Source organism: Desulfonema magnum (assembly GCF_017377395.1).
In the GTDB taxonomy this organism is placed as follows: domain Bacteria; phylum Desulfobacterota; class Desulfobacteria; order Desulfobacterales; family 4be13; genus Desulfonema_C; species Desulfonema_C magnum.
Genome location: NZ_CP061800.1, coordinates 2,593,362 through 2,615,253, shown reverse-complemented (window position 1 = coordinate 2,615,253; position 21,892 = coordinate 2,593,362). Strand labels below are relative to the sequence as shown.

Genomic DNA, 21,892 nt, shown 5'->3' with positions numbered 1-21,892 from the left:
AGGAGTGAGAAGTGAGAAATAAACATTGTATATTTCTCACTTCTCACTCCTCACTTCTCACTTCTCACTTTCCACTTCTTATTACTTTTCAGCCAGAACAAAATCGCTCTGTACTTGGCCTGATAAGATGTGTTTCCGGAAGACCTGTCGCATCTTATCCGAGTTCATATATTGATAAATAACGGGTTCCTCCCATCCGATGTTCACCGTCACATTCGGTTCTGTGGCGCATTTTCCCAGGCACCCGGATGTTTTGACCCGGATGTCTTTCCGTCCGGATTGGGCGACTTCTTCCATCAGCGCGCCCATTACTTCACGAGCGCCCGCGGCTATTCCGCAGGTTGCCATATGAACCGTAATTTCCACCTTGGCCGCGGGAGAATCCGAAGCTGTATTTCGTAACTGTTGGAACCGCTTGGCAATGACAACATTCACATTCGTCATTATCCGATAACCAATTTCAGTATCTTGTTCGAAAAGTCTCAGAAGACAGTCCCGCTCCATTCTCAGTACTTTGCAGTTTCTGGTGGCGCAATATGCTGAAAGCTTGTACTTGTTCGGCGGCACAAACGCTGACCATCCGAAAGTCGCGCTTTCGGTCAGAGAAGATATATTATTTGCATCGGACGTAGATTGCCCGTGCAGATCAAACCGAAGGTCCACCTGCCCTTCCATCATCACGCAGAGATGCGTGGCCTCTTCTCCTTCACTAAAAAGTCTGGCACCGCTCTGAAACACCTTTTCCTCACAGCAGCCCTGTACAGCAGTTAGTTGTTCATCATTCAGGCTTTTTAAAACTTCTACCTTTTTCAAAAAATCGAGACTGATCATAAATATCTCCTTTTTTAAAGTGAGAAATGAGGAGTGAGAACTGGAAAATATACAATATTTCACTTCTCACTTCTCAATTCGAAAACCTTTTTCCGAATGGATTGTGTCAGTTGAATGATTACCGAAGGATCTGCCAGGGTATCCTCCCCCAACTCCCTCCTGATCTCCCGGGTGTCCATTGTAAAAATACTCGCATCCACCGTATGTGTATAAACAAAATCCACATCCGGGTTTCCCATGATGAGCATGGAAACAGAACCTGCCATATCTCCGATAGGTGCCCGGTCAATATGGTCATACCGAAATGTGGCTGTTATCCGTGTTCCCTTTCCAGGCTCGGATAAGATGGCAAAGTCTCCTTCGCACCGTTCGGCCGCAGTTTTGAGAAGAGAGAGTCCCAGCCCCACACGCCGGGTTGTTCTGGCTGTGACAAAAGGATCCGTCACTTTATTGAGCATATCAGAGGGAATCCCCTCGCCATCGTCCCTGATCTCTATTTTTAACCAATTCTCACTGCGAGCTTCATGCACAAGGATATGAACGCAGGCCGCTCCGGCAGTAATGCCATTTTCCGCAATATCCATTATATGAAGTGCAATTTCACGCATATTTTTGATAACTGATAACTGATAATTGGTTACTGAAAGTTTTTTTCTTTATTTTTTCGATATCAAGTTTTTCAATGAATGTGATAAGATTTTTCCAGATTTTGTGATAACCAAATCCGCCCCGGGTCATTTCTGAAATTGCTTCCTGCTTATTCCAGCCGCAAACTGCGAGCCGGTATGCCGCAATCATCACGCCTGTGCGGTCCGCCCCATGCTTACAGTGAACAAAAACCGGTGTGCAGTCTTTATTTGTGGTGATTTGTAAAAATTTTACAACATCTTTTTCTTTAACGTGCCAGGCTTTCATGGGAATATGCACATATGCCAGACCGGTATCACCGATTTCATCCTGATCCGAATGAAGAGAACGAAGGTTAATTACTGTTTTAATTCCCATTTTTTTGAGATGGCTGATTCCTTCTGCTGTTGGCCGGGCACCTCTGTACACGCTGTCACTCACCTGATGAAGATTTGGCAATCCCGGGATATTCATCGGTTTGGCCCAGGATTCGGGACGGGTTCCGATCATGTCCTTTTCAATGGTTGCCAGGGCGCATCCAGCGGTGATCAGAACAAAAAATATAAACAGGTGAACTGATTTTTGTTTTAAATTCATTTCAGTCTCTGATTTTCTTTTAACATATCATTTTTTATTATACAATGGTTTGGACAGTTTTTCAAAATTAGCGCTGAAAAAAAATAATATGCCGGAATAAAGGGATTCAATTTTTTCACCTGTGAATTTTGGGGTTCAGTATTATCAAAAATTGTAAAAACAACAGGTTATAAAACCTTTTTGAACCATTATTCAAAATTGATTAAGATAGCAGTGATTAACGATATTTTCAAGGACTTTCATCCCATCCTTCAAAATATTTAGGATATCAACACCAATCCCGCTATACCCTGATTCACTGCAAATCGTCCACGGAGGCCAATGGCTGATCGCGTAAACGATTTCTTCTCCGTGTGAGAAACGGGGCTGAAAAATCATCCCTGCGAACAAGCAAAACAGCATAAAACACCTTTGTTTTAATTTCATGCTTTTTCCCTCCTGAGATTTAAAAAATTTTTGGTTATGAACCCAACTTGCCCCCTATGATTTGCCGGACGAGATTTGCAAGCCCGTCCGAAATGTTTCACGCCTACTCGCAAAACGTTCCAAAAAATTCTGGACGCGAAGCGTCACTGTCATTAAGTTAAGGATTATCCCAAGTGGCAAAAACAGTTTTTGGCGGGGATGCGAAAAATAATTTTCGCACTCCGGAAGCTTAACTTAATGCCAGTGACGCGAAGCGTGGGAACGAGGATGTGTGTAAATTTTTTGTCTGCTGCTTATCCAGCAGACAATATCCCCCTTCCGCCATCCCCCTTTAAAGCAAGACGAATTTCCTTAAAACTGGCGGCATTCATCATAAAAACAGTCATTGCCTTTCCGATGTCATCCGGGTAATGGGCATCAGAAGAGGTCACACAAGGGAGGTCTCTTATACCAGGTATCTTTTTCCGGGCTTCTTTGGGAGACATGCGATATGAAACCTCAACGCCGTCAAGCGGCAGATCCGGCGGAATAAACCCGAGCTGGCTGATCATCCCAAAAGCTGGCCGGTCCACATGGGAAGCAATGCTCAACCCCCCCAGCAAATGCGTGTGTTCCACAATCTCACGGACCCCCAGCGTGGTCGCCCCGATCAGAAGTCTCTGATTTTCAGCTAAAACCTCATCATTTTCATTGGCGACCACCTGTGAGCCGAAAAATTCGGGCTGATTTTCCCCCGGAAGATGAGCATATACATATTCCTGCATGTCTCGCGCCAGGTTCGAATTTTCAAAAATCGCCAGAATATGGACCTCTTCTTTAGAGCATATTTCCATTCCCGGCAGGACGTTTACACCGATGTCTTTTCCCACCCGCATCGCGGCCTCGGCATTTTCCATTGAATTGTGATCACAGATAGCAATGATATCAAGCTGTTTTTTACGGCTCCTTTCAACCACTCCTCTGGGACTCATCTCCCACTCAGCACAGGGAGAAAGACAAGTATGAATGTGCATATCTGCTTTATAATAATTCATAATTCATAATTCATAATTGAGAATTATCCATTATCCATTATCCATTATCCATTAATTATTTCTTACCGATAATAGCCCACAAACGCCCGGCCAGCTCAAATGCCGACTTGGGCCACAGGAGAATGGGGATGCCTTCCTCATCTGCTTTTTGTCGTGTGTCTTCGTCCGGAGTATGTCCTCCCACGATGATTATGGCTGCCATTTCCCGTAACACCGCGATGGCCAGAATGTTCTGATGTCCCTGTACTGTCAGCCAGATACATCCCTCCGGCGCTCTGCCCATGACATCACTCAGCAGGTCCCCGCAATAGCCGTCCAGAACTTCGCGGCTAAGGCCTTTTTCACCGGCAGCTATCTGTAATTCCAACTGATCTGTCAGTTCTTTTACGATCATAACCTGAAATTCCTTTCCCATTTTTTGTGTATTTCATATTTTTTCTGCTGATTTTCCACGGGCACGAAGTACAACACAATCATCCAGCGAAGCTTCCCCCCTGACCACATCTTCTGCAAATGTTCTGCAATCCGGGGCACCGCACGCGGAGCAGTCCATTCCGTGAATACGTTCCAAAATATTATCTATTTCCATCAGTTCCTCAATGGACAGCGGTTCTTCCTGAATGCTGAACAGACAGGCTGTTTTGGCGAGGCTCGATTTTGCAGAAAACCATCCTTTCTCATAAAGCCGATGGATATTGTCAGCGGACACACGCCGTTTAAAACCACATTTTCGGGATGCCTTTTTAATGGTATTTTTAGCCAGATACTTGTCTATGGCAATGAGTGTTCCCCCCACGCATCCTTCAGGACAGGTTCTGAACTCGATATATTCAATATCCTGAAATAAACCCATTTCAATCTTTTCAAGATAGGCAATTGTTTCTTTCAATCCTGATACGGCCAGGGTTCGATCTAAGTGCATGTCTAAAATCTCCCCACCGGACAGTCCCCATATCAGACTATTCTCAGTGGGACCGTAATCTAACATATCAGGCTTGGCCGGTTTTCTGATTTTTTTCAACTCCCGTGTCAGATCAGCGTAAACTTCGTTAATTCCCAGTGTCTTATCAATATAGGGCCGTTCATGATGAAAAGCAATGCGATCAGCATCCATCCGGGTGGGGCAGGGATTGATATAGTACAGTGTGACAGATTCTTCTTTTCCATATTTCCGGATAAGCTGCCGATTGACTTCCCGAGCCATGAGCGCGACGGGTCTCATGATAGGCAGGATATGGGACAGAAGGCTTGGAAACTGAAGCGCGATAAGTCTGACCACCACAGGGCAGACAGGGGAGATAAGGGGCCAGGGGAATTTTTCGTCTTTCCTGTTTCTTACGATAAATTCCTCTGCCGCGCACTGAAACATTTCAAGGAAATATGACATATCAACAGCATGACAGAATCCCATTTGCCTGAGTGCCTGAAGCACATCTCCCGGAGGAACTCCGAAAAATTGTGAGTAGAGAACAGGCGACACAAGCGCAACAGAAATCCGATCTTTCTGAAGAGGCTCAGAACCTGAGGTCACTGCTTTCATCGCTCCGGTGGGACAGACACGGATACATTCTCCACATCCGATACATTTGCCGTCCATGATTAAGGGTCTGCCATTCCTTACCCGAATGGCCCGCGTGGGACATGCCTTGACACTGAAGGCACAGCCTGTGCAGACTGCTTCATCAAAATAAACATAAGAAGAATGCTGTTTCATCTTATTCTCCTCTGTAACTGGAAACTGGAAATCCGGAGGGCTTACGGATTTCCATATATGCATATGTGACTGTTCCGAGTTTCAAATCTCCAGTTTCAAGTTTCCAATTTTATCTGAAAAAAACCATCCCGACCCGTGTCCCTCTGTTTTTTTCTGACTCAATGGTAAAATGATCCGAATTTTCTTTCATGTTTGGAAGGCCCATTCCCGCGCCAAAACCCATCTCCCGGTATTTGTCCAAGGCAGTGGAAAACCCTTTTTCCATGGCCCGTTCAATATCCTCAATTCCCGGGCCGTCGTCGGAAATGTTAAGGAGTATCTTGCCTGTGTTGATTTGGATGTTCAGAAATCCTTCCCCTCCGTGCATCACCACGTTCATTTCCCCTTCGTAACCGCACACAGCAACGCGACGGATCAGTTTCGGATCAGTGTTTAATGACTTCAGCAGGTTTTTTATTTTTATGGAGGCTTCCCCTGCATGAATGAAATCTTTTTTATTGATATGGAAGGTCTTTTTGAGGACTGACATGAAAAATTCTCCTGTGTTAAACGGAAGCAGCTTTTTTAAATTCCGGAATCGGAATTTTTGCAACACGCTGCATTGAAGCTGATAACAAAGATGCAATCCAGTGAATTTTTATGCTGATGACTTTTCAGGTTGCTTATGAATTTATATGAAAGTGTCAGGTGTTAAGTGTTAAGTGCTAAGTGCTGGGGTGATGAAAATGTTGCAGATGCTCTTAAAAAGCTGATCCCGTTTCTGTTCCCTGTTTTTTTTAAGCGGCTGATTTTTAAGTAATAAAAAATGTGCGGAATAAAAACGGGATCACAATTGGCAGCCCGGTTTGTGACATTTTCATCAGCCCAGCTAAGTGCTAGGAAAAACTACAAAACTTTCATTGTTCGTTGTGACCGGCAGATCATGGCCGTTTATATGAAAGTGTCAGGTGTTAAGTGTTAAGTGTTAGGAAAAACTACAAAACTTTCATTGTTCGTTGTGACCGGCAGATCATGGCCGTTTATATGAAAGTGATATTTGATATCTGATGTCTGATAAATTCCGGTTTCACTTTCATGTTTCGTTGTGACCGGCAGATCATAGCCGTTTATATGATATTTCCACATAAAGTACTTTTTAGCTGTTTTTGACTGATTCGGTCAACTGAAAAAAATATAAAGAAGGCTTATGTCGGGAATTGAGGAATTGAAAATTAAAAATTGAAAATTTTATTAACACATTGTTATAATTTTAGAATTTTCCGCATAAGAACAACAACCAAAGGAGAGTCAGATAAAACGGAAACCTTTTCCTTTTCTTATCTGAGTTCCTTGTATTTATTGAATATTTTTTATAAGTCATCATGCAATAAAAAAAGCCCGGCCAATAACGGACCGGGCTATTATTTTTTGGCTCCCCAGCGCGGACTCGAACCACGGACACGGTGGTTAACAGCCACCTGCTCTACCGACTGAGCTACTGGGGATCAATCAACAACAGAAACTATTTATATAAAGAAAAGCAATTCTCATACAATAAAAAAATCCCGGTCACTTAACGACCCGGGCGATTATTTTTGGCTCCCCAGCGCGGACTCGAACCACGGACACGGTGGTTAACAGCCACCTGCTCTACCGACTGAGCTACTGGGGATCAATCAGCAAAAGAAGCTACTTATATAAAGAAGAGAAAACCAAATGTCAAGAAAAAAAACATCTGGTTTTATTTTTTTTTCACCCATTCAGAAATTCTTTTTTTTATTTTATAAAATAAACAATAACTACAATGGGTTCTTCGGATATAAAACAATTTTCCAAATTGTTTTTCGGACAAATTGAAAAATTGTTCTACATGATAATAATGTGAGACCTCCGAGGTTTTTAAGACCTCGGAGGTCTTTCACAGTTTCTGGGAGTAGTTTTCTTCAGGATTGCGCTTTCAACTCTCGAGCCTGACCTTTCTGATTTTCAATGCAAGCTCATCCAACTGGGCCTTGCCAGCTTCAGACGGCGCATTGGTCATCAGACAGGTTGCCTTCTGGGTTTTTGGAAACGCAATCACATCACGGATGGACGGCTCCCCGCAAAGAAGCATGACCAGTCTGTCAAAACCAAAGGCAATTCCCCCGTGAGGCGGCGCGCCCGAATCAAGCGCCGAAAGCAGGAACCCGAACTTTTCTTCATACTCTGACCGATCCATGTTCATTGTCTCAAAAATCTTTTCCTGCAATTCTTTCTGATGGATACGGATACTGCCGCCTCCGATTTCATAGCCGTTCAGGACAAGATCATAGGCCCGGGATTTGACTGACAGCGGATCTTTTTTCAGCAATTCATAGTGTTCTTCCAAAGGTGATGTAAAAGGATGATGCAATGCCTCATATCGTTTTTCATTTTCATCATATTCAAACATTGGAAAACGCGTTATCCACACAAATTTGAATTCATTTTCATCTATCATCCCCAACTTTTTTCCCAAATGGTTCCGAAGATGTCCGAGGCTTTCATTGGTCACTTTGGGGGAATCTGCAACAAAAAACACAAGATCCCCGGGTTCCATGTCAATACGCTCGGCCAGGGCCTGTTTTTCCTCGTCACTGAAAAATTTTGCAATGGGAGACTGCCAGGCATCTTCTTTGACCTTTATCCATGCCAGACCCTTGGCTTTATATATTGCCACAAATGCTGTCAGATCATCAATTTCTTTTCGTGAAAGACTGATACATCCTTTTGCATTCAGGGCTTTGACAATTCCTCCTTTTTTTACAACACTGGAAAAGACTTTGAAGCCCGAACCTTTCACAATATCAGAAACATCCTTTAATTCCAGGCCAAAGCGAATGTCAGGTTTGTCAAGACCGTACCGGTCAATGGCTTCATCATAAGGCAGGCGCAAAAAAGGAATCTGAATGTCGTTTCCCATCGTCTCTTTGAAGACATGTTTCATCATGCCTTCGGAAACACTCATCAGGTCTTCTTCCCCCACAAAGGACATTTCCATATCAATCTGTGTGAATTCCGGCTGGCGGTCCGCCCGGAGGTCTTCATCCCTGAAACACCGGACAATCTGATAATAGCGGTCAAACCCGGACATCATAAAAAGCTGCTTAAATATCTGGGGAGACTGGGGCAGGGCATAAAACTGTCCCGGATTTACCCGGCTGGGGACAAGGTAATCCCTGGCACCTTCGGGAGTGCTGCGGGTCAGGACTGGTGTTTCAATGTCCAAAAATCCTTTTTCATTGAGGTGCTGACGAACAGCAGCGCCGATTTTATGCCGTAAAATCATATTCTTCTGAAGACCGGGACGGCGCAGGTCAAGATGCCGGTGTTTCAGGCGGATATTTTCCGATATCTCCGCGCCGTCTTCGATTAAAAAAGGAGGGGTTACCGCGGTGTTTAAAATTTTAAGTTCTGTCGCGAACACCTCTATTTCGCCGGTCTTTAATTTGGGATTGGCCATCCCTTCCAGCCTTTTTTCCACTTTTCCTCGGATACCAAGCACATACTCGCTTCGTATAACATGCGCTTTTTCATGTACTTTTTCATGTACTTTGGGATCAAAAACCACCTGGGTGAGACCTTCCCGATCCCGCAAATCCACAAATATGACCCCGCCGTGGTCCCTCCGACGCTGTACCCATCCCATGAGCGTTACTTCCTTACCAATATCATCGGCTCCAAGCTCGCAACAATGGTGAGTGCGCCTCATTTCTCCAAGTATATCTGACAATGAACTGACTCCTTTCAAAATTATTTTTTCAAATATGATTTAAAATTTCGTTAAAAATTGTATATGTTTTTTAAACAGCAGGGACATATTAGTGAGTTGTCCCTGAAACTATTGGTCAACTCTGAAAAGCCCTGGCATCACTGTCAGGACTGAAACCGAAACGCGGCTGAACCCATCTGTATATCCATATCCTACTAATGATCACTTAGTCAATAATCAAATAATCAAACGGGTTGCGATAAATTGCGCTGATGCAGGCAGACAGGGTGTTGTACGGGGAAATATAACATCAGCAGATCGGAAATACCTCTGATCTGATATCACTCATCATTATTCCCAACTATCTGAACAGTCATTCCCGGCTTCAGCGGAATATATTCTTCTGTGTCTGTGATAATGCCTATTTCATGGTGTCCGCAGCACTCGCATTTACGGGCGGTGATGACTCCCTTTACAGGAGGGGGATTTGTCTCTTTGTTTTTTAATGACTTTTCATCCATTTTTAACCTCAGAAGCTTTAAATCAATGATTCGGATATTTTTTTATAAATACTTGATTTTATATGGCTTGACGTTTTTTTCAGATCAAAAAAATAAAACCTTTGTTTTCAGAGGGTTACATTTCTGTACCATCTTAGTTTTCAAAGTCTGTCCGAATCATTGTTAAATAAAAAGATACGTTATTGCAGAACAATACATTTCAAAAATTTAGTATTCTGTTTCACAAATAATGTCCGAAACAGAATATTCATTTGCCAAATAAAGTTTAACAGATGTGTCATGTAAGACAATTTGTCAAATCATTTAGCAGGCTGAAAGGATATTGAAAATAAAAGATTATGATATATTATATTAAAATGCTATGCAATATACCATGATTATTGCAGGATAATATTGTAACTCTTTGTATTTGAAACTAAAATTAAAATAAGTATTCTTATATCTTTTATAATGCGGTATGAAAACAGAAAAAGTTTGACTTTTTATCTGATAGATGTATCAGTTTATATTCATTGTCAAGATATTGGATTCATTTTTTGGAAAGTGTTTCATTTCCGAGTATAACCCCTTTGATATATTTCATAATCATTATTATAATGACTACTGTTCGGGCATGTGAATTACAACAAGTATAATTAACAGCGTTGTTCCTTAATTAAGTTATGAATTCATAAAAACAGATAGCTAAAATGCAAAAAATTTATTCAAGATCAACTCAGATGATAATAATCTGACTTTTAATTGAATTTGAAAACATATCAAAATCAAATGAATTCAGATAAGTACCTCTACACTCGATGAGCAGATTTTTTGGCCTGATTTGAACAAAAAGCCTGCCATTCCTGCAAAAGCAGGAATCCGTTTTAGGCAGTGCGGCCCTTCCGAGATCTGTGGATTCCTGCTTTCAAAAAAATGGCAAAAAAAACTTAAACATCGAGTGGACAAAAGTTTTTCGGTATTTTTATCCGGAGTGCTGAAATGAAATTTCAGCACTCCGGATAAAAGAAAATCCTGAAAAATTTATGTGCAGATACTTACTTACATACTCAAAAAAAAACGAAAAAGAACAATAAATGAGCAATGATACAAAAAAGGACAATATTCTGATTGTTGACGATGCTTCCCTAAATATAGAGATGGTTGCGAATATCCTGAGAAAAGAAGGATATCAGATGTTTTTTGCCAGAAATGGTGAAACTGCTCTGGGACTTACGAAATCTGTGGATTTTGATTTAATTCTCCTTGACATAGTCATGCCTGAAATGGACGGATATAAGGTCTGTGAGATATTAAAACAGAATACCAAAACAAAAGATGTTCCGGTCATCTTTTTAACAGCAAAAACCGATACGGAAAGTATTGTAAAAGGATTTGAAACTGGCGGAGTGGATTATATTGGCAAACCGTTTAATCCCCCTGAATTACTGGCAAGGGTTAAAACCCATTTGCAACTCAGACATGCATATGAAGAGATCAAACTCCTTTCTATAACAGATTCACTCACCGGATGTTACAATCGCTCCTCCATCAGCGAACGTTTACCCCGGGAAATTCAAAGGGCGAGGCGATATAATCGCTCGCTTTCTCTTATTCTGTGTGATATTGATTATTTCAAAAAAGTTAATGATACCTACGGACATCAGGCCGGGGACCAGACCCTGAAAAAATTTGTCCAATACATCCAGGGAATGATCAGACAAAAAATTGACTGGGTGGCCAGATACGGAGGAGAAGAATTTTTAATTGTACTTCCTGAAACAGACATCCGCGGTGCCCATTGTCTGGCCGAAAGAATTCGTATTTATATTTCCAAGTCTCTGATCCAAGTGCAAAAAAATGAAATCAGAATTACTTCCAGCTTTGGTGTGACTGGTTTTAATTCTGACACCCCCCACGAAATAATTTCAGTGGAAAATATAATCAGGCATTCGGACAAATATCTTTATCAGGCAAAGAAGGAAGGGCGAAACAGAGTCAAAACCGGACCTCTCCGGAAAACAAGAGAATTCGAGTTTGGGAATTTTAAGAAACTCCGGCTTATTAAAAGATCACTGTTTTATAAGTTTTGGAATTTAATTAAGTGAGGCCAGGGAAATTTTATATGAAAGTGTTAAGTGTCAGGTGTTAGGTGTTAAGTGTTAAGTGTTAGGAAAAACTGCAAAACTTTCATCGTTCGTTGTGACCGGCAGCTCATGGCCGTTTATATGGAAGTGATGGAAGAAAACCCCGGGTTTTTGATGAGCGTTTATATACCCGATGATCAGGTCTTACCATGAGAATAAAGTCTGAAAAGCCGGGTTTTTTTATCTGTTTTCACTGAAAATTTTTTCATAAGCGGAGGATGAAAAACCCGGCTTTTTCATGAGCGTCTATATAGCCGATGATCAGGTCTTTTGATTTAGTTCGGACAAAATTTTATGCCGGACAGCAGAAAAATCAGGTGGTTCTTGGTTAATAATAACCTGTTATCATATCAAATCACTATCTTTAAAAATGGGTCTTCACGAATACTTTTAATCACACCCTTTAAATTAAATAAACGCTCATAAAAAAGCCGGGTTTTTCGCCCCCGGTCATGAAAATGTTTTCAGATAAAAAACCCGGCTTTTCAAAATGTATTTTCACGGTAAAGAAGGCTTGACTCACATTATCAATTGGTATAAGGATTTTTTTTAATACTGTAATAATTTATCATATTAACCATAATTATAATAATATTATCAAGAAAGGAGATTATTTTAATGGCTTTTGTCCCTAGTGTTGACGAATCTAAATGTAAAGGCTGTGAAGAATGTGTGGATGTCTGTCCTGTTGAGGTATTTGAAATGAGGAATGAAAAATCCTTTCCTGCGAATGCCGAAGAATGCCTTGGCTGCGAAAGTTGTGTTGAAGTTTGTGAAGAAGACGCTATTACTGTTGAAGAAACATAATCAGCCTTTAATTTTATCAGTGCTGACTCAGCAGATCGAAAACATTTTGTAAAAGTCCTGAAAAGGCGTGTTTATAAAGTCCGGGACAACCTCCCGGATCCGCGTGTGGAAAAAATCGTCCGACCCTGAAGGTGTGTGTCAGAATGTATCTCTTCGGGACTGTGTGCGGTTATGTTATATTTCGACCGGAGTTTCACCCCATACGCATCAGACTAAGAATGCCGGACAGGGTTTGCAACCCTGTCTGAAACATTCACCAGCAGTGATCGGGAAAATATATGCCGGACGGAGTTGCAAACCCCGTCCGGCAAAACTTAGCTTTATGCTTATGGGCTTCACCCCGGACTGTAATAAATTGCCCTTTCAGGGCTTTTCCTGAAAATTTTCGATCTGCTGAGACTTAAATTCCCTCTTTTATCTGAGTTCCCTGTCCTTTTTATTCTTGCAAAGTCTCGCTTCGTACCTATTTTAATTTCATATACGTTCCATAGCCCGTATCTGGAAAAAATCGTTTCCACGCTTCGAGTGGGGAATGCGGCGCGCCGGACGCTTCGCATTCTGATTCCGGCTGTGGTCCCGGACGCGAAGCGTCCGGTCTCACCTTTATAATCATTATTATTCTTCTTTTCATCTGTTGCCCTGCAAAGGGAAAGGAGGACACCATGACTCCCAATCATCTTATCAATGAAAAAAGTCCCTATCTTCTTCAGCATGCGCACAATCCGGTGAACTGGTATCCGTGGTCTGAAGAGGCATTTGCCCGAGCTGAAAAAGAAAACAAGCCTGTATTCCTTTCCATTGGCTATGCCACCTGCCACTGGTGCCATGTCATGGAAAAGGAATCTTTTGAAGATAAGGAAGCAGCCGAATATCTCAATGACACCTTTATTTGTATCAAGGTGGACCGGGAGGAACGGCCTGATATTGATGCCGTCTATATGGCAGTGTGTCAGATGCTCAACAAAAGCGGAGGATGGCCCCTGACTATTTTTATGACCCCGGATAAAAAACCCTTTTTTGCAGCCACCTATCTTCCCAAACGCAGCCGCTTTGGGCGGGCAGGTCTGATTGATATCTGCCAACAGGTCAGAAGCCTGTGGACAGACCAGCAGGGCAAAATTCTGGAATCCGCGGTGAGTATTACTGAACATCTGGATAAATCTTTTGCATTTTCTTCTTCCGGAGATCTGAACGCATCAGCCATTAACCGTGCTTATACTGAGATTAAACAAAGCTTTGATCCCCGGTTCGGCGGGTTTGAACCTGCCCCGAAATTCCCCACCCCCCACAGACTGCTCTTTTTGTTGCGCTATTACCATAGGACAGGTGATTCCAAGCCGTTATATATGGTAAGAAAAACACTGACAGCCATGCGCATGGGCGGAATCTGGGATCATGTGGGATTCGGTTTTCACCGCTATTCCACGGATAACCAATGGTTGGTGCCGCATTTTGAGAAAATGCTGTATGATCAGGCATTGCTTGCCATGGCCTATTTGGAAACCTTCCAGATTACCAAAGAACCTTTTTACGCAAAAACAGCAGAGGATATTTTCGCTTATGTGCTTAGGGACATGACGTCTGACGAGGGTGCTTTTTTTGCGGCCGAAGATGCTGACAGCGAGGGAGAGGAAGGTAAGTTTTATGTCTGGACCGTCGAAGAATTTCAGCAAATACTGGGCAAGGAAGAAGGGGATTTGTGGGGAAAAATTTTCAGACTGAACAAAGAAGGAAATTTTTTCGAAGAAGCTTCGGCGCGTAAAACCGGAACAAATATCCCTCATCGGAACCGCTCTTTGTCTGAGTGGGCTGAAAACCTGGGCATGGATGAAAATGATCTGAAAGCACGCTGGGAAAAAGCCAGAACGAAACTTTTTGATTACAGAGAAAATCGGATTCATCCGCTCAGGGACGACAAGGTTCTCACAGACTGGAACGGCCTGATGATTGCAGCCATGGCAACGGGGGCGAAGATTCTGGACAAGCCCGAATATGCCCGGGCCGCACAAAAGGCAGCCCGGTTTATATTTACAAAAATGAAAGATGAGCAGGGGAATCTGTTGCACCGTTTTCGGAACGGTGAGGCCGGGATTGACGCTCATGCCAATGATTACGCATTTCTGATCACAGGACTTTTGGAACTCTACGAGGCTGTTTTTGATCCGGATGATCTCAGACAGGCTGCTCTTTTGCAGGAACAAATGCTCAGTGATTACTGGGACAGGGATAAGGGCGGTTTTTTCCTCACAGCAGAGGGAGACAGAGACTTGCCTGTCCGTCCTAAAGAACTGTATGACGGGGCAATTCCATCGGCAAACTCTGTTTCTTTTTTTAATCTGCTCCGTCTGGCCAGGCTGACCGGAGACACAAAATGGGAAAACAAGGCGTCTGAGCTTGCCCGGGCCTTTTCAGGAACAATTTCAGCTTATCCTTCCGCATATACCCATTTTCTTATGGGAGTGAATTTCACTCTGAGCCGGGCCAAAGAGGTGGTGATCGTGGGCGAATCAGATGCGCCGGACACAAAGGAAATGCTGTCCGCTTTAAATCATAATTTTGCACCAGATCAGGTGGTCTTGCTCAAATCAGAAAAAACCGCTGAAAAATTAGCAGAACTTGCCGGTTTTACATCTGATTTGCAATCTCCGGATGGAAAAGCCACAGCTTATGTATGCACAAATTTTTCATGCAGCAGACCCACTGCTGATGTGCAGACGTTAATCAGGCTGATTCAGGAAAAGGAATGAAACTTGAAACCCGGAACTTGAAAGAAAATCTGGTAAATATAGTAGTGATGATTGACTTTTAAAATAAGAGAGTTATGGTATAAAAAAATAAAAAATGGAGAAATAATTATGAATGAAATAATCTGTTTTCGATGCAACTCCGAAAACATCGTGAGAAACGGAAACACCTCCTATGGCAAACCGAGATATATGTGCAAAGATTGCCGAAGGCATTTTGTCGAGAATCCGGCCAAAGAAAAAATTTCCGTTGAAAAAAAGGAGCTTATAGACAAACTTCTTTTGGAAAGACTTTCGCTTGCCGGCATCTAGCCGCGTTGTCGGCGTGTCTCAGAGATGGCTTCAGAGCTATGTCAATGAAAAATATAAGTCTTTGGAAAAAATGTGGATGCTGACGAAAAAGAAAAAGGGGCGATGACGATTCAGCGTGATGAAATGTGGTCGTTACTACCCGGATATCTTATCTGCTTTCTGTCTCCGTCAGCAGGTCCCGCCCATTCCTTTTTCCTCTAAGGGGCCTTCTTCTCCGCCTCGTCAGACATTTCACTTACAATTGTTTCAAAACTCTTTTTCCAAAAGGCTTCGGACGTTTTCTTTCCGTTTCGTTTTTTATGCCGGACAGTTCCCCGATAATATCTTCCGGAAGCCATGTAAAACGGTCAGTCAGATAAACCGGAGCCGCGGCGGCCATTCTTTTGGAATTATCGCAAATCAAAAATCACAAATCAAAACGAAGCATGAAAAATTTGTAATTTTTCATGACACCTGACACCTTTTTCATACAAAATCAAATTCCTGTCCTTTTGTCACAAACCCCCTGAATCCGTCAGCCTTTGCCTGACGGTTAGGACAGGGTTGGTAATGATAAAGCCATATTTTCTGCCTCAGTTCAAGGGGCAGGGTGCATAAGTCATCGTAGTGGGTATGCACAATGGTTTTAAAAGGAGTGGTTTCACAGTCGTGAAAAATAATATCGGCCTTTTGTCCGACCCTGCTGACAATCGCCGGCTCAAACTGGGTATCCGTGGTAATAAACACCACGTTTCCATCCTCCTCCATCAGAAGACCGTAACTATGGATATCCTTGTAGCCAGTGATCACATGCGGCATTTTTATGAGCGAAAAATGAATGCCTTCCCAGTGAAAAAAGCCATTACCCGCGAGGGGGCGGCAGTCGAAATAATCGGTCAGATGCATACATTTTCCTTCGATACATCCGAGACCGCCTTTTAAGGAAAAATCCCACAAATCATGCATGAGATTTTCTTCCATGAAAAGCTTTTTTCTTTTCGGATTCAGACAAAAATAGGTCTTAAACGCCATCCATTCCATGCCGCCGATATGGTCAGAATGCAGATGAGAGATATAGATTGCGTCAATATTTTCATCCGGAGCCTCTTCCTGTGAAGATGTATTGGAGAACTGTCTGTTGTCTGGCCATTTACATTCACCCAGAGCGAATCTTACATCAGTTCCGCAATCAAGAAGCAGTTTTTTGCCATTTCCCGCAGTGATCAGCATATTGGACTGATAATAGTCCGAAGTGGTAAAAGCTGAACCGACTCCTATGAACTTGATCTTCATATTGAATATCCTTAGTGCCGGACGTATTCATGAGTTAAGGGAGGGGTGCTGAAATGAAATTTTAGCACATTTTTTTCAGAGGGCCGCGGGCGTGAGGCCATGCGAAAACTTCATTTCAGCACTCCTCGGCGGCTCATTTCCCAAAATCGTAAATACGCCCCTTAGTGCTCTGTGTTTGGCGATCAGTGTTTTTAGCCCTCCCGAACACCGCACACCGCACACCGCACACCACACATCTTAAAAATTATACCTGTATTTGAAAAAAGCCCTGGCTTCCGGCGGAACAGAAGTGAAACAAATCCTCGACACAGGGGGAGAATCGGAAAGATTTCTGGTAACTTTGGCGTATAATTCGGTTGTAATCTCATATCCCTCATCATCAAACAACGAGATTTTAAGATTGGTCAGCCGTTTTATCGGCTCATCGGTCCGGATTTCTGCTGCTTCGTTCCCCAGTCGGAACACCGTGCCCTGAAACACATTCTTATTCGCGTATTTTTCAGTAAGTTTCATAAAAAGAATAGGCAGGGGCTGCCGCAGATCCAGTAATTTTATTTCCTGTTTTTCGGGAAGAAAAAGATCGTAATCCCCTGCTATGCCCCCGATTTCATAAATCTTGACCGGGTCTTTGAATCCTTTGGGCATGACTTCCATCTGATCATCTATTCTCACAATCTGACCGCAGTCTTTCAGAGTGCTTTCTGAAATTAATATCTGCCCCCCCACCGTGAAAGACTCAATACGGGCAGCAAGGTTCACATTGCGTCCGACCACGCCGTATTTGGACCGTTTTTCCGAACCAATATTGCCCACCACCAGCCCCCCTGTATTTATCCCGATTCCCTGGGACACGTCCGGAAATTTCGCTTCCCGGTTCCGCTGATTGACCTCGTCCATCCTCATCTGCATTTCCACCGCACAGGCCACTGCCCGTATGGCATCATCCTCGCGGAGAATAGGCGCTCCGAAAATGACCAGAATGGAATCACCGATAAACTCGTCAATGGTGCCCTGGTACTTCAGGATGATCTCCGTCATAACTTCAAGATAATTATTGATAATGCTTACAACGTTTTCAGGGGGAAGACGCTCACTTATGGCGGTAAATCCCCGGAGATCAGTCATCATAATTGTGATTCTTCGTTTCTCGCCTCCCAGTTTCATTCCCTCGGGGCTTTCGAGGATGCTGTCAACAATATCATCAGAAAGATAGCGTCCGAAGGTATCCCGGATAAACTGGTTCCGAACCTCGAGTTTTTTCTGGCTTTCCAGCAGCGCATTGTATGCCTCATTCCTTTCCAGCAGGTTAATATACCCTTTGGAATGATAGCGGATCCGGGCAATGACTTCGAGTCTGTCCGGCAGTTTCACCATATAATCATTGGCCCCCAGGGCAAAAGCCTCGGCCTTGGTGCGGGGTTCTTCCTTGCTTGACAAAACAATCAGCGGCACATCCCGGGTGCCTTCATTGGCGCGAAAATACCGGACCAGAGTCAGGCCGTCAATTTCAGGCATGACCAGATCCTGAAGGATCACAGTCGGTGAAATTTCATTGGCCATTTTGATCGCTTTTCCTGCATCCCGGCAGTAATAAAAATCAATATCTTCCTCAGTCACCAACATGCGGCGTACTGCCTCGCCAATCATTGCCTGATCATCAACCAGCAGAACTGTGATCCGGTGGTGGGTCAGAGTAATCCCCGATTCAGGTCGGGGAGAGGTTTTGAAGCTTTTATTCTCCATTCCGTGTTCCAAATTCCGCATTTTTTTCTTGTTCCTGATCAGCAGCCCGGACACGAGAGGCCAGAGACTGAAAACGGGAAAGGATGGCCGGGGCAATTTCCTTGACAGGGAGGATTTCAACCGCAGCGTCCAGTTCCTTGGCTGCCTTGGGCATCCCATAGACAATACTGCTCGCTTCGTCCTGAGCAATCGTATGCCAGCCTGCCCCGCGCAAAGCCGCCAGTCCCTCGGCTCCGTCCCGGCCCATCCCGGTAAGCAGCACAGCGACACATCCTGTTTTAATATAATAATCCGGCCAGTGTCTGGCCACGCTTTTGAAAAAAACGTTTACCGAGGGCCGGAAAGGCGTGTCGCCAGCTTCCGAGGTATAAGAAAATGTCAGACTGGCGGTGATAATCAAATGGTCATTGGTTCCTGCCACATAGATTGTATTTGATTTTGGCCGTCCCCCCTCAGGTGCAAGTTTTACCTGCAAGGGGGTCTGAGCATCCAGCCAGTTTGCAAATCCTGCGGAAAATTTTTCATCCACATGCTGGACAATGACAACTGCTGCCTCAAAATTCTCCGGAAGCCTGGAAATCACTTCTGCCAGAGCCTTTGGCCCGCCTGTGGAAGCGCCCATGACAATTAAGGAAGGAACAGATTCCGGCACGACCGGACAGACATGCCTCACGGCATCAGAAGATCCTCTGCCCAGTTTTGCTATGATATGAATTTTTCTCAACAACACATATCTGCTGCGCTCTGCTTCGGCACCGTTTCCCATCATCGGAATCGTGACCGCATCCAGGGCACCGTGACCCATCGCCTCAAAGACCCTTGCGGCGTTGTTTCCCACAGTGGCCGTTACCACCAGGATCGGACACGGAGATTCGCTCATGATCCGGCGGGTGGCCTCCACCCCGTCCATGACCGGCATCATCAGATCCATCAGAATCAGATCCGGTGTATCCGCGGTGTTTTTGTTCACAGCTTCCTCACCGTCACAGGCCACCCAGGCGATTTCATGGCCCGGAACACTGAGTATGATTTGCCGCAGACCTTCTCTCACCGTGGCCAGGTCATTTACTATCGCTATTCGCATATTTTGTTACCAGTTGTCAGCTTTTCATTTCACATTACCCTGAATCGTGACACTTCGTCCTGCAGCCCTTTTGCAGCGTCATTCAGCTGTTCAATGGCAAGAAAGGATTCACGAAGGGAATCCACGGTCTGTTGCATCTCTTCGCTCAGATTCATCATGGAATTGTTAATCTGCTGGGCTTTTTCAGATTGGAACTGCATGGACTCGTTCACACCTTCAAAACTGGGAGACAGGCCCTGAACCTGTTCTATAATTCGGGATAATTGCATACTGATTTTACCAACGTTTTCAGCGCTGCGCTGAACTTCTGTTATGAACGCGTCCATTTCCATGACTCCTGCGGACACGGCAGACTGCATTTCCTGGACCATCTGATCAATATCCAACGTCGCGACCGCTGTCTGGTCCGCGAGTCTGCGGATCTCCCGTGCCACCACCGTGAACCCCCGGCCGTATTCCCCGGCCTTTTCCGCTTCAATGGCCGCATTCAGAGACAGCAGATTGGTCTGGTCCGCCACTTTGGTAATTGTTGTGACCACGGAGGTGATATTGGCGGCTTTTTCATTAATAGCCTCCAGTTTTCCGGATATGGATTTGGACGCGTTTTCCATATGATGCATGGCCTCTTCCATCTGGGACAAATCGGTCTGACCGCTGTTGGCAAACTCAGCTGTCTGTTCCGACATGACTGCCACCCGCTGCATGGTTTCAACTAAATCCTCAGAAACAGTTGAAATTTCCCTTACGGCCTTGACCACGTAGTTTGTTGACTCCAACTGGGTTTTCATCACGGCTTCCTGCTGTCTGGACGTGGCAGATAATTCCGTGGCTGAAGATGTCACCTGTATTCCGGAACGCTGAACCTGGCCGATCAGCATGTTCAGGTTATGGGCCATGCTGCTCAGTTTGGAAACAAGATTTCCAACCTCATCATCATGGTCTTTTTCAATCTCAGCGGTCAGATCCCCGTTTGATATGATTGCTGCGAAAGATTCTGCTTTGCCGATGGGAAGAATAATTCGCCGTGTGATGATCATACCGACCACCACCATGAACAAAATGACTCCGATACTGACACTCCATATGATACTCTGGGATGTTATATTCACATTTGCAGCATCTTCTTCAGCCAGATAACGAACCTGGTCCGCGGCCAGTTTTATGTCTTCCAAACTTGCTGTAAGAAAATCTGTGATCTCTTTTAAACTCATATTGAGCGAAAGTATGTTTTCCCGTTCCGTGATCCACTGGCTCTGCAGGCTGACAATTGAATCATTTTTCCCGATAAGGGTTAATCTCAGCAGTTCATATTCTTTTTTTACATTCTGTATTATTTCAAACAGCTCTGCCTGATTTATATTTTCGTAGAATGTAAAACCAGCCAATGTGTCAAGAAACATCTCAATATTTCGGACCGTCTGAGCAATTTTATCATCTCTGATATGGGTGATTCTCTCCTGTTCATCAGCCAGCAGCATCTGCCGTCCGTAATTGGTCAGAAAAACAATTGCCAGTCTGAGATCATTACTGATTTTTTGGGCTTCGGTTAACTCTTTCAGAGCCGTTGTTTTCTCACTTTCTTTAATTTGCCTGAGAATGGCAATACTGACCTTTTCGGAAAATGTTTCCGAGTTTCTGTGAAGCTTTTCTCCCAGCCTGTCCAGTACTGAAACTTGCTGTCTTATATCCTCCGCCAATTTAAGATGTCTGCGTACAGATTCAAAAACAGCAATGTCTTTCTCCAGCATATTACTGTAAAATTTTTCCAGCTTTTCAAGGAGGGTGTTCTTTTTTTTGTCATCCTCGGTAATCTTTGCTTTTGCAGCCAGCTGTCTGAGGCTGCTCAGACCTTCTGAAAACATCTGTTCAAGATGTTTTCGTTCACTAAACTGATCAAGTTCTTTCAGGGTTGCTGCTTCCCGAATCATATGGTTGCGTATGCTAAAACGGACCGTCGCTATTCTGACTTTCTGGGTAACATTATCCAGAGGCATTACAATTTCTGTCAATTGTTTTTGGTTTTTCATTAGTTCGTTATTTGAATAAAGGCTTATCCCTGCCAGCAAAAATGTCACTGACACGGCGATGAGCACCAATCCCCATAACATTCGTTTTATTGTCAAATTCAATTTCAATTTCATCATTTCCTGTATCCCTTAAATCTTTATTAGCGTTCGTTTGGGAATAAGCACAGGGAGATTACCCCTCCGTCCCTGTCCGATAACCTGCAAAATCAGTCCTAAATTTGATATAATACCATTTCTCTAATGAAATTATACATTGATTATGTCCATAACTTCATTCGATAAGGAACATTTATTGTATAATTGCAATAGTGAATCGGTATA

General features: G+C 43.7%; 19 protein-coding genes and 2 tRNA genes. 4 read left to right on the top strand and 17 right to left on the bottom strand.

All coding sequences use genetic code 11. The annotated features are described in order from the left end of the window. Nucleotides 1-81: 81 nt before the first annotated feature. From dnm_RS10525 to dnm_RS10470, 12 genes are all read right to left on the bottom strand, one after another. A complete protein-coding gene (locus tag dnm_RS10525; RefSeq protein ID WP_207682610.1) occupies nt 82-831 on the bottom strand; it encodes a cyclic nucleotide-binding domain-containing protein in 750 nt (249 codons plus the stop codon). Between the two features lie 59 nt (nt 832-890). Further along, nucleotides 891-1,439, bottom strand: a complete 549-nt coding sequence (locus tag dnm_RS10520) for an ATP-binding protein (RefSeq protein WP_207682609.1) — start codon at nt 1,437-1,439, stop codon at nt 891-893. Continuing rightward, complete coding sequence (locus dnm_RS10515) at nt 1,432-2,055, bottom strand: fused DSP-PTPase phosphatase/NAD kinase-like protein (RefSeq protein ID WP_207682608.1); 624 nt, start codon at nt 2,053-2,055, stop codon at nt 1,432-1,434. Before dnm_RS10515 ends, dnm_RS10520 begins: the two co-directional genes overlap by 8 nt. A 192-nt stretch (nt 2,056-2,247) precedes the next feature. After that, the gene (locus tag dnm_RS10510) at nt 2,248-2,481 is read right to left on the bottom strand and encodes a hypothetical protein (RefSeq protein ID WP_207682607.1); all 234 of its coding nucleotides are present in this window, start codon (nt 2,479-2,481) and stop codon (nt 2,248-2,250) included. A 293-nt stretch (nt 2,482-2,774) separates the two neighbouring features. Then, on the bottom strand, nt 2,775-3,515 hold the full coding sequence (locus dnm_RS10505; RefSeq protein ID WP_207682606.1) for a PHP domain-containing protein: 741 nt from the start codon (nt 3,513-3,515) through the stop codon (nt 2,775-2,777). A 55-nt stretch (nt 3,516-3,570) separates the two neighbouring features. Further along, complete coding sequence (locus tag dnm_RS10500; RefSeq protein ID WP_207682605.1) at nt 3,571-3,930, bottom strand: DRTGG domain-containing protein; 360 nt, start codon at nt 3,928-3,930, stop codon at nt 3,571-3,573. 12 nt (nt 3,931-3,942) lie between these two features. After that, entirely contained in the window at nt 3,943-5,229 is a 1,287-nt protein-coding gene (locus dnm_RS10495) for a [Fe-Fe] hydrogenase large subunit C-terminal domain-containing protein (RefSeq protein WP_207682604.1), read from the bottom strand. Nucleotides 5,230-5,338: 109 nt separating this feature from the next. Next, a complete protein-coding gene (locus dnm_RS10490; RefSeq protein WP_207682603.1) occupies nt 5,339-5,758 on the bottom strand; it encodes an ATP-binding protein in 420 nt (139 codons plus the stop codon). An 879-nt stretch (nt 5,759-6,637) separates the two neighbouring features. Then, nucleotides 6,638-6,713: transfer RNA gene (locus tag dnm_RS10485), tRNA-Asn, on the bottom strand. A gap of 91 nt (nt 6,714-6,804) precedes the next feature. Next, a tRNA-Asn gene (locus dnm_RS10480) sits at nt 6,805-6,880 on the bottom strand. Between the two features lie 285 nt (nt 6,881-7,165). Then, entirely contained in the window at nt 7,166-8,959 is a 1,794-nt protein-coding gene (aspS, locus tag dnm_RS10475) for an aspartate--tRNA ligase (RefSeq protein WP_207682602.1), read from the bottom strand. 320 nt (nt 8,960-9,279) lie between these two features. After that, nucleotides 9,280-9,459, bottom strand: a complete 180-nt coding sequence (locus tag dnm_RS10470) for a hypothetical protein (RefSeq protein ID WP_207682601.1) — start codon at nt 9,457-9,459, stop codon at nt 9,280-9,282. 1,073 nt (nt 9,460-10,532) lie between these two features. On the opposite strand from dnm_RS10470, the gene dnm_RS10465 reads away from it, so the two are divergent. Both dnm_RS10465 and dnm_RS10460 read left to right on the top strand, forming a co-directional pair. Next, complete coding sequence (locus tag dnm_RS10465) at nt 10,533-11,543, top strand: diguanylate cyclase (RefSeq protein ID WP_207682600.1); 1,011 nt, start codon at nt 10,533-10,535, stop codon at nt 11,541-11,543. A gap of 657 nt (nt 11,544-12,200) precedes the next feature. Further along, nucleotides 12,201-12,389 (top strand): ATP-binding protein, encoded by a 189-nt coding sequence (locus dnm_RS10460; protein WP_207682599.1) that lies wholly within the window; start codon nt 12,201-12,203, stop codon nt 12,387-12,389. Nucleotides 12,390-12,852: 463 nt separating this feature from the next. Here dnm_RS10460 and dnm_RS10455 read toward each other — a convergent pair whose 3' ends face one another. Next, the gene (locus dnm_RS10455; RefSeq protein ID WP_207682598.1) at nt 12,853-13,020 is read right to left on the bottom strand and encodes a hypothetical protein; all 168 of its coding nucleotides are present in this window, start codon (nt 13,018-13,020) and stop codon (nt 12,853-12,855) included. A 31-nt stretch (nt 13,021-13,051) separates the two neighbouring features. Between dnm_RS10455 and dnm_RS10450 the strand changes: the two genes are divergently transcribed. Further along, nucleotides 13,052-15,136: a thioredoxin domain-containing protein gene (locus dnm_RS10450; protein ID WP_207682597.1), complete on the top strand. Its 2,085-nt coding sequence runs from the start codon at nt 13,052-13,054 to the stop codon at nt 15,134-15,136. A 108-nt stretch (nt 15,137-15,244) separates the two neighbouring features. Continuing rightward, nucleotides 15,245-15,445 (top strand): IS1/IS1595 family N-terminal zinc-binding domain-containing protein, encoded by a 201-nt coding sequence (locus dnm_RS10445; RefSeq protein ID WP_207682596.1) that lies wholly within the window; start codon nt 15,245-15,247, stop codon nt 15,443-15,445. A 465-nt stretch (nt 15,446-15,910) separates the two neighbouring features. Here the strand turns inward: dnm_RS10445 and dnm_RS10440 are convergent, their stop codons facing one another. The 4 genes from dnm_RS10440 to dnm_RS10425 all read right to left on the bottom strand — a co-directional run bounded on the left by dnm_RS10440 (nt 15,911) and on the right by dnm_RS10425 (nt 21,688). Beyond that, a complete protein-coding gene (locus tag dnm_RS10440) occupies nt 15,911-16,717 on the bottom strand; it encodes an MBL fold metallo-hydrolase (protein WP_207682595.1) in 807 nt (268 codons plus the stop codon). A gap of 237 nt (nt 16,718-16,954) precedes the next feature. Next, nucleotides 16,955-18,481: an adenylate/guanylate cyclase domain-containing protein gene (locus dnm_RS31240; protein ID WP_207682594.1), complete on the bottom strand. Its 1,527-nt coding sequence runs from the start codon at nt 18,479-18,481 to the stop codon at nt 16,955-16,957. Beyond that, nucleotides 18,450-19,544 (bottom strand): chemotaxis response regulator protein-glutamate methylesterase, encoded by a 1,095-nt coding sequence (locus dnm_RS10430; RefSeq protein ID WP_207682593.1) that lies wholly within the window; start codon nt 19,542-19,544, stop codon nt 18,450-18,452. Before dnm_RS10430 ends, dnm_RS31240 begins: the two co-directional genes overlap by 32 nt. 29 nt (nt 19,545-19,573) lie before the next feature. Next, nucleotides 19,574-21,688, bottom strand: a complete 2,115-nt coding sequence (locus dnm_RS10425; RefSeq protein WP_207682592.1) for a methyl-accepting chemotaxis protein — start codon at nt 21,686-21,688, stop codon at nt 19,574-19,576. Between the last annotated feature and the right edge of the window lie 204 nt (nt 21,689-21,892).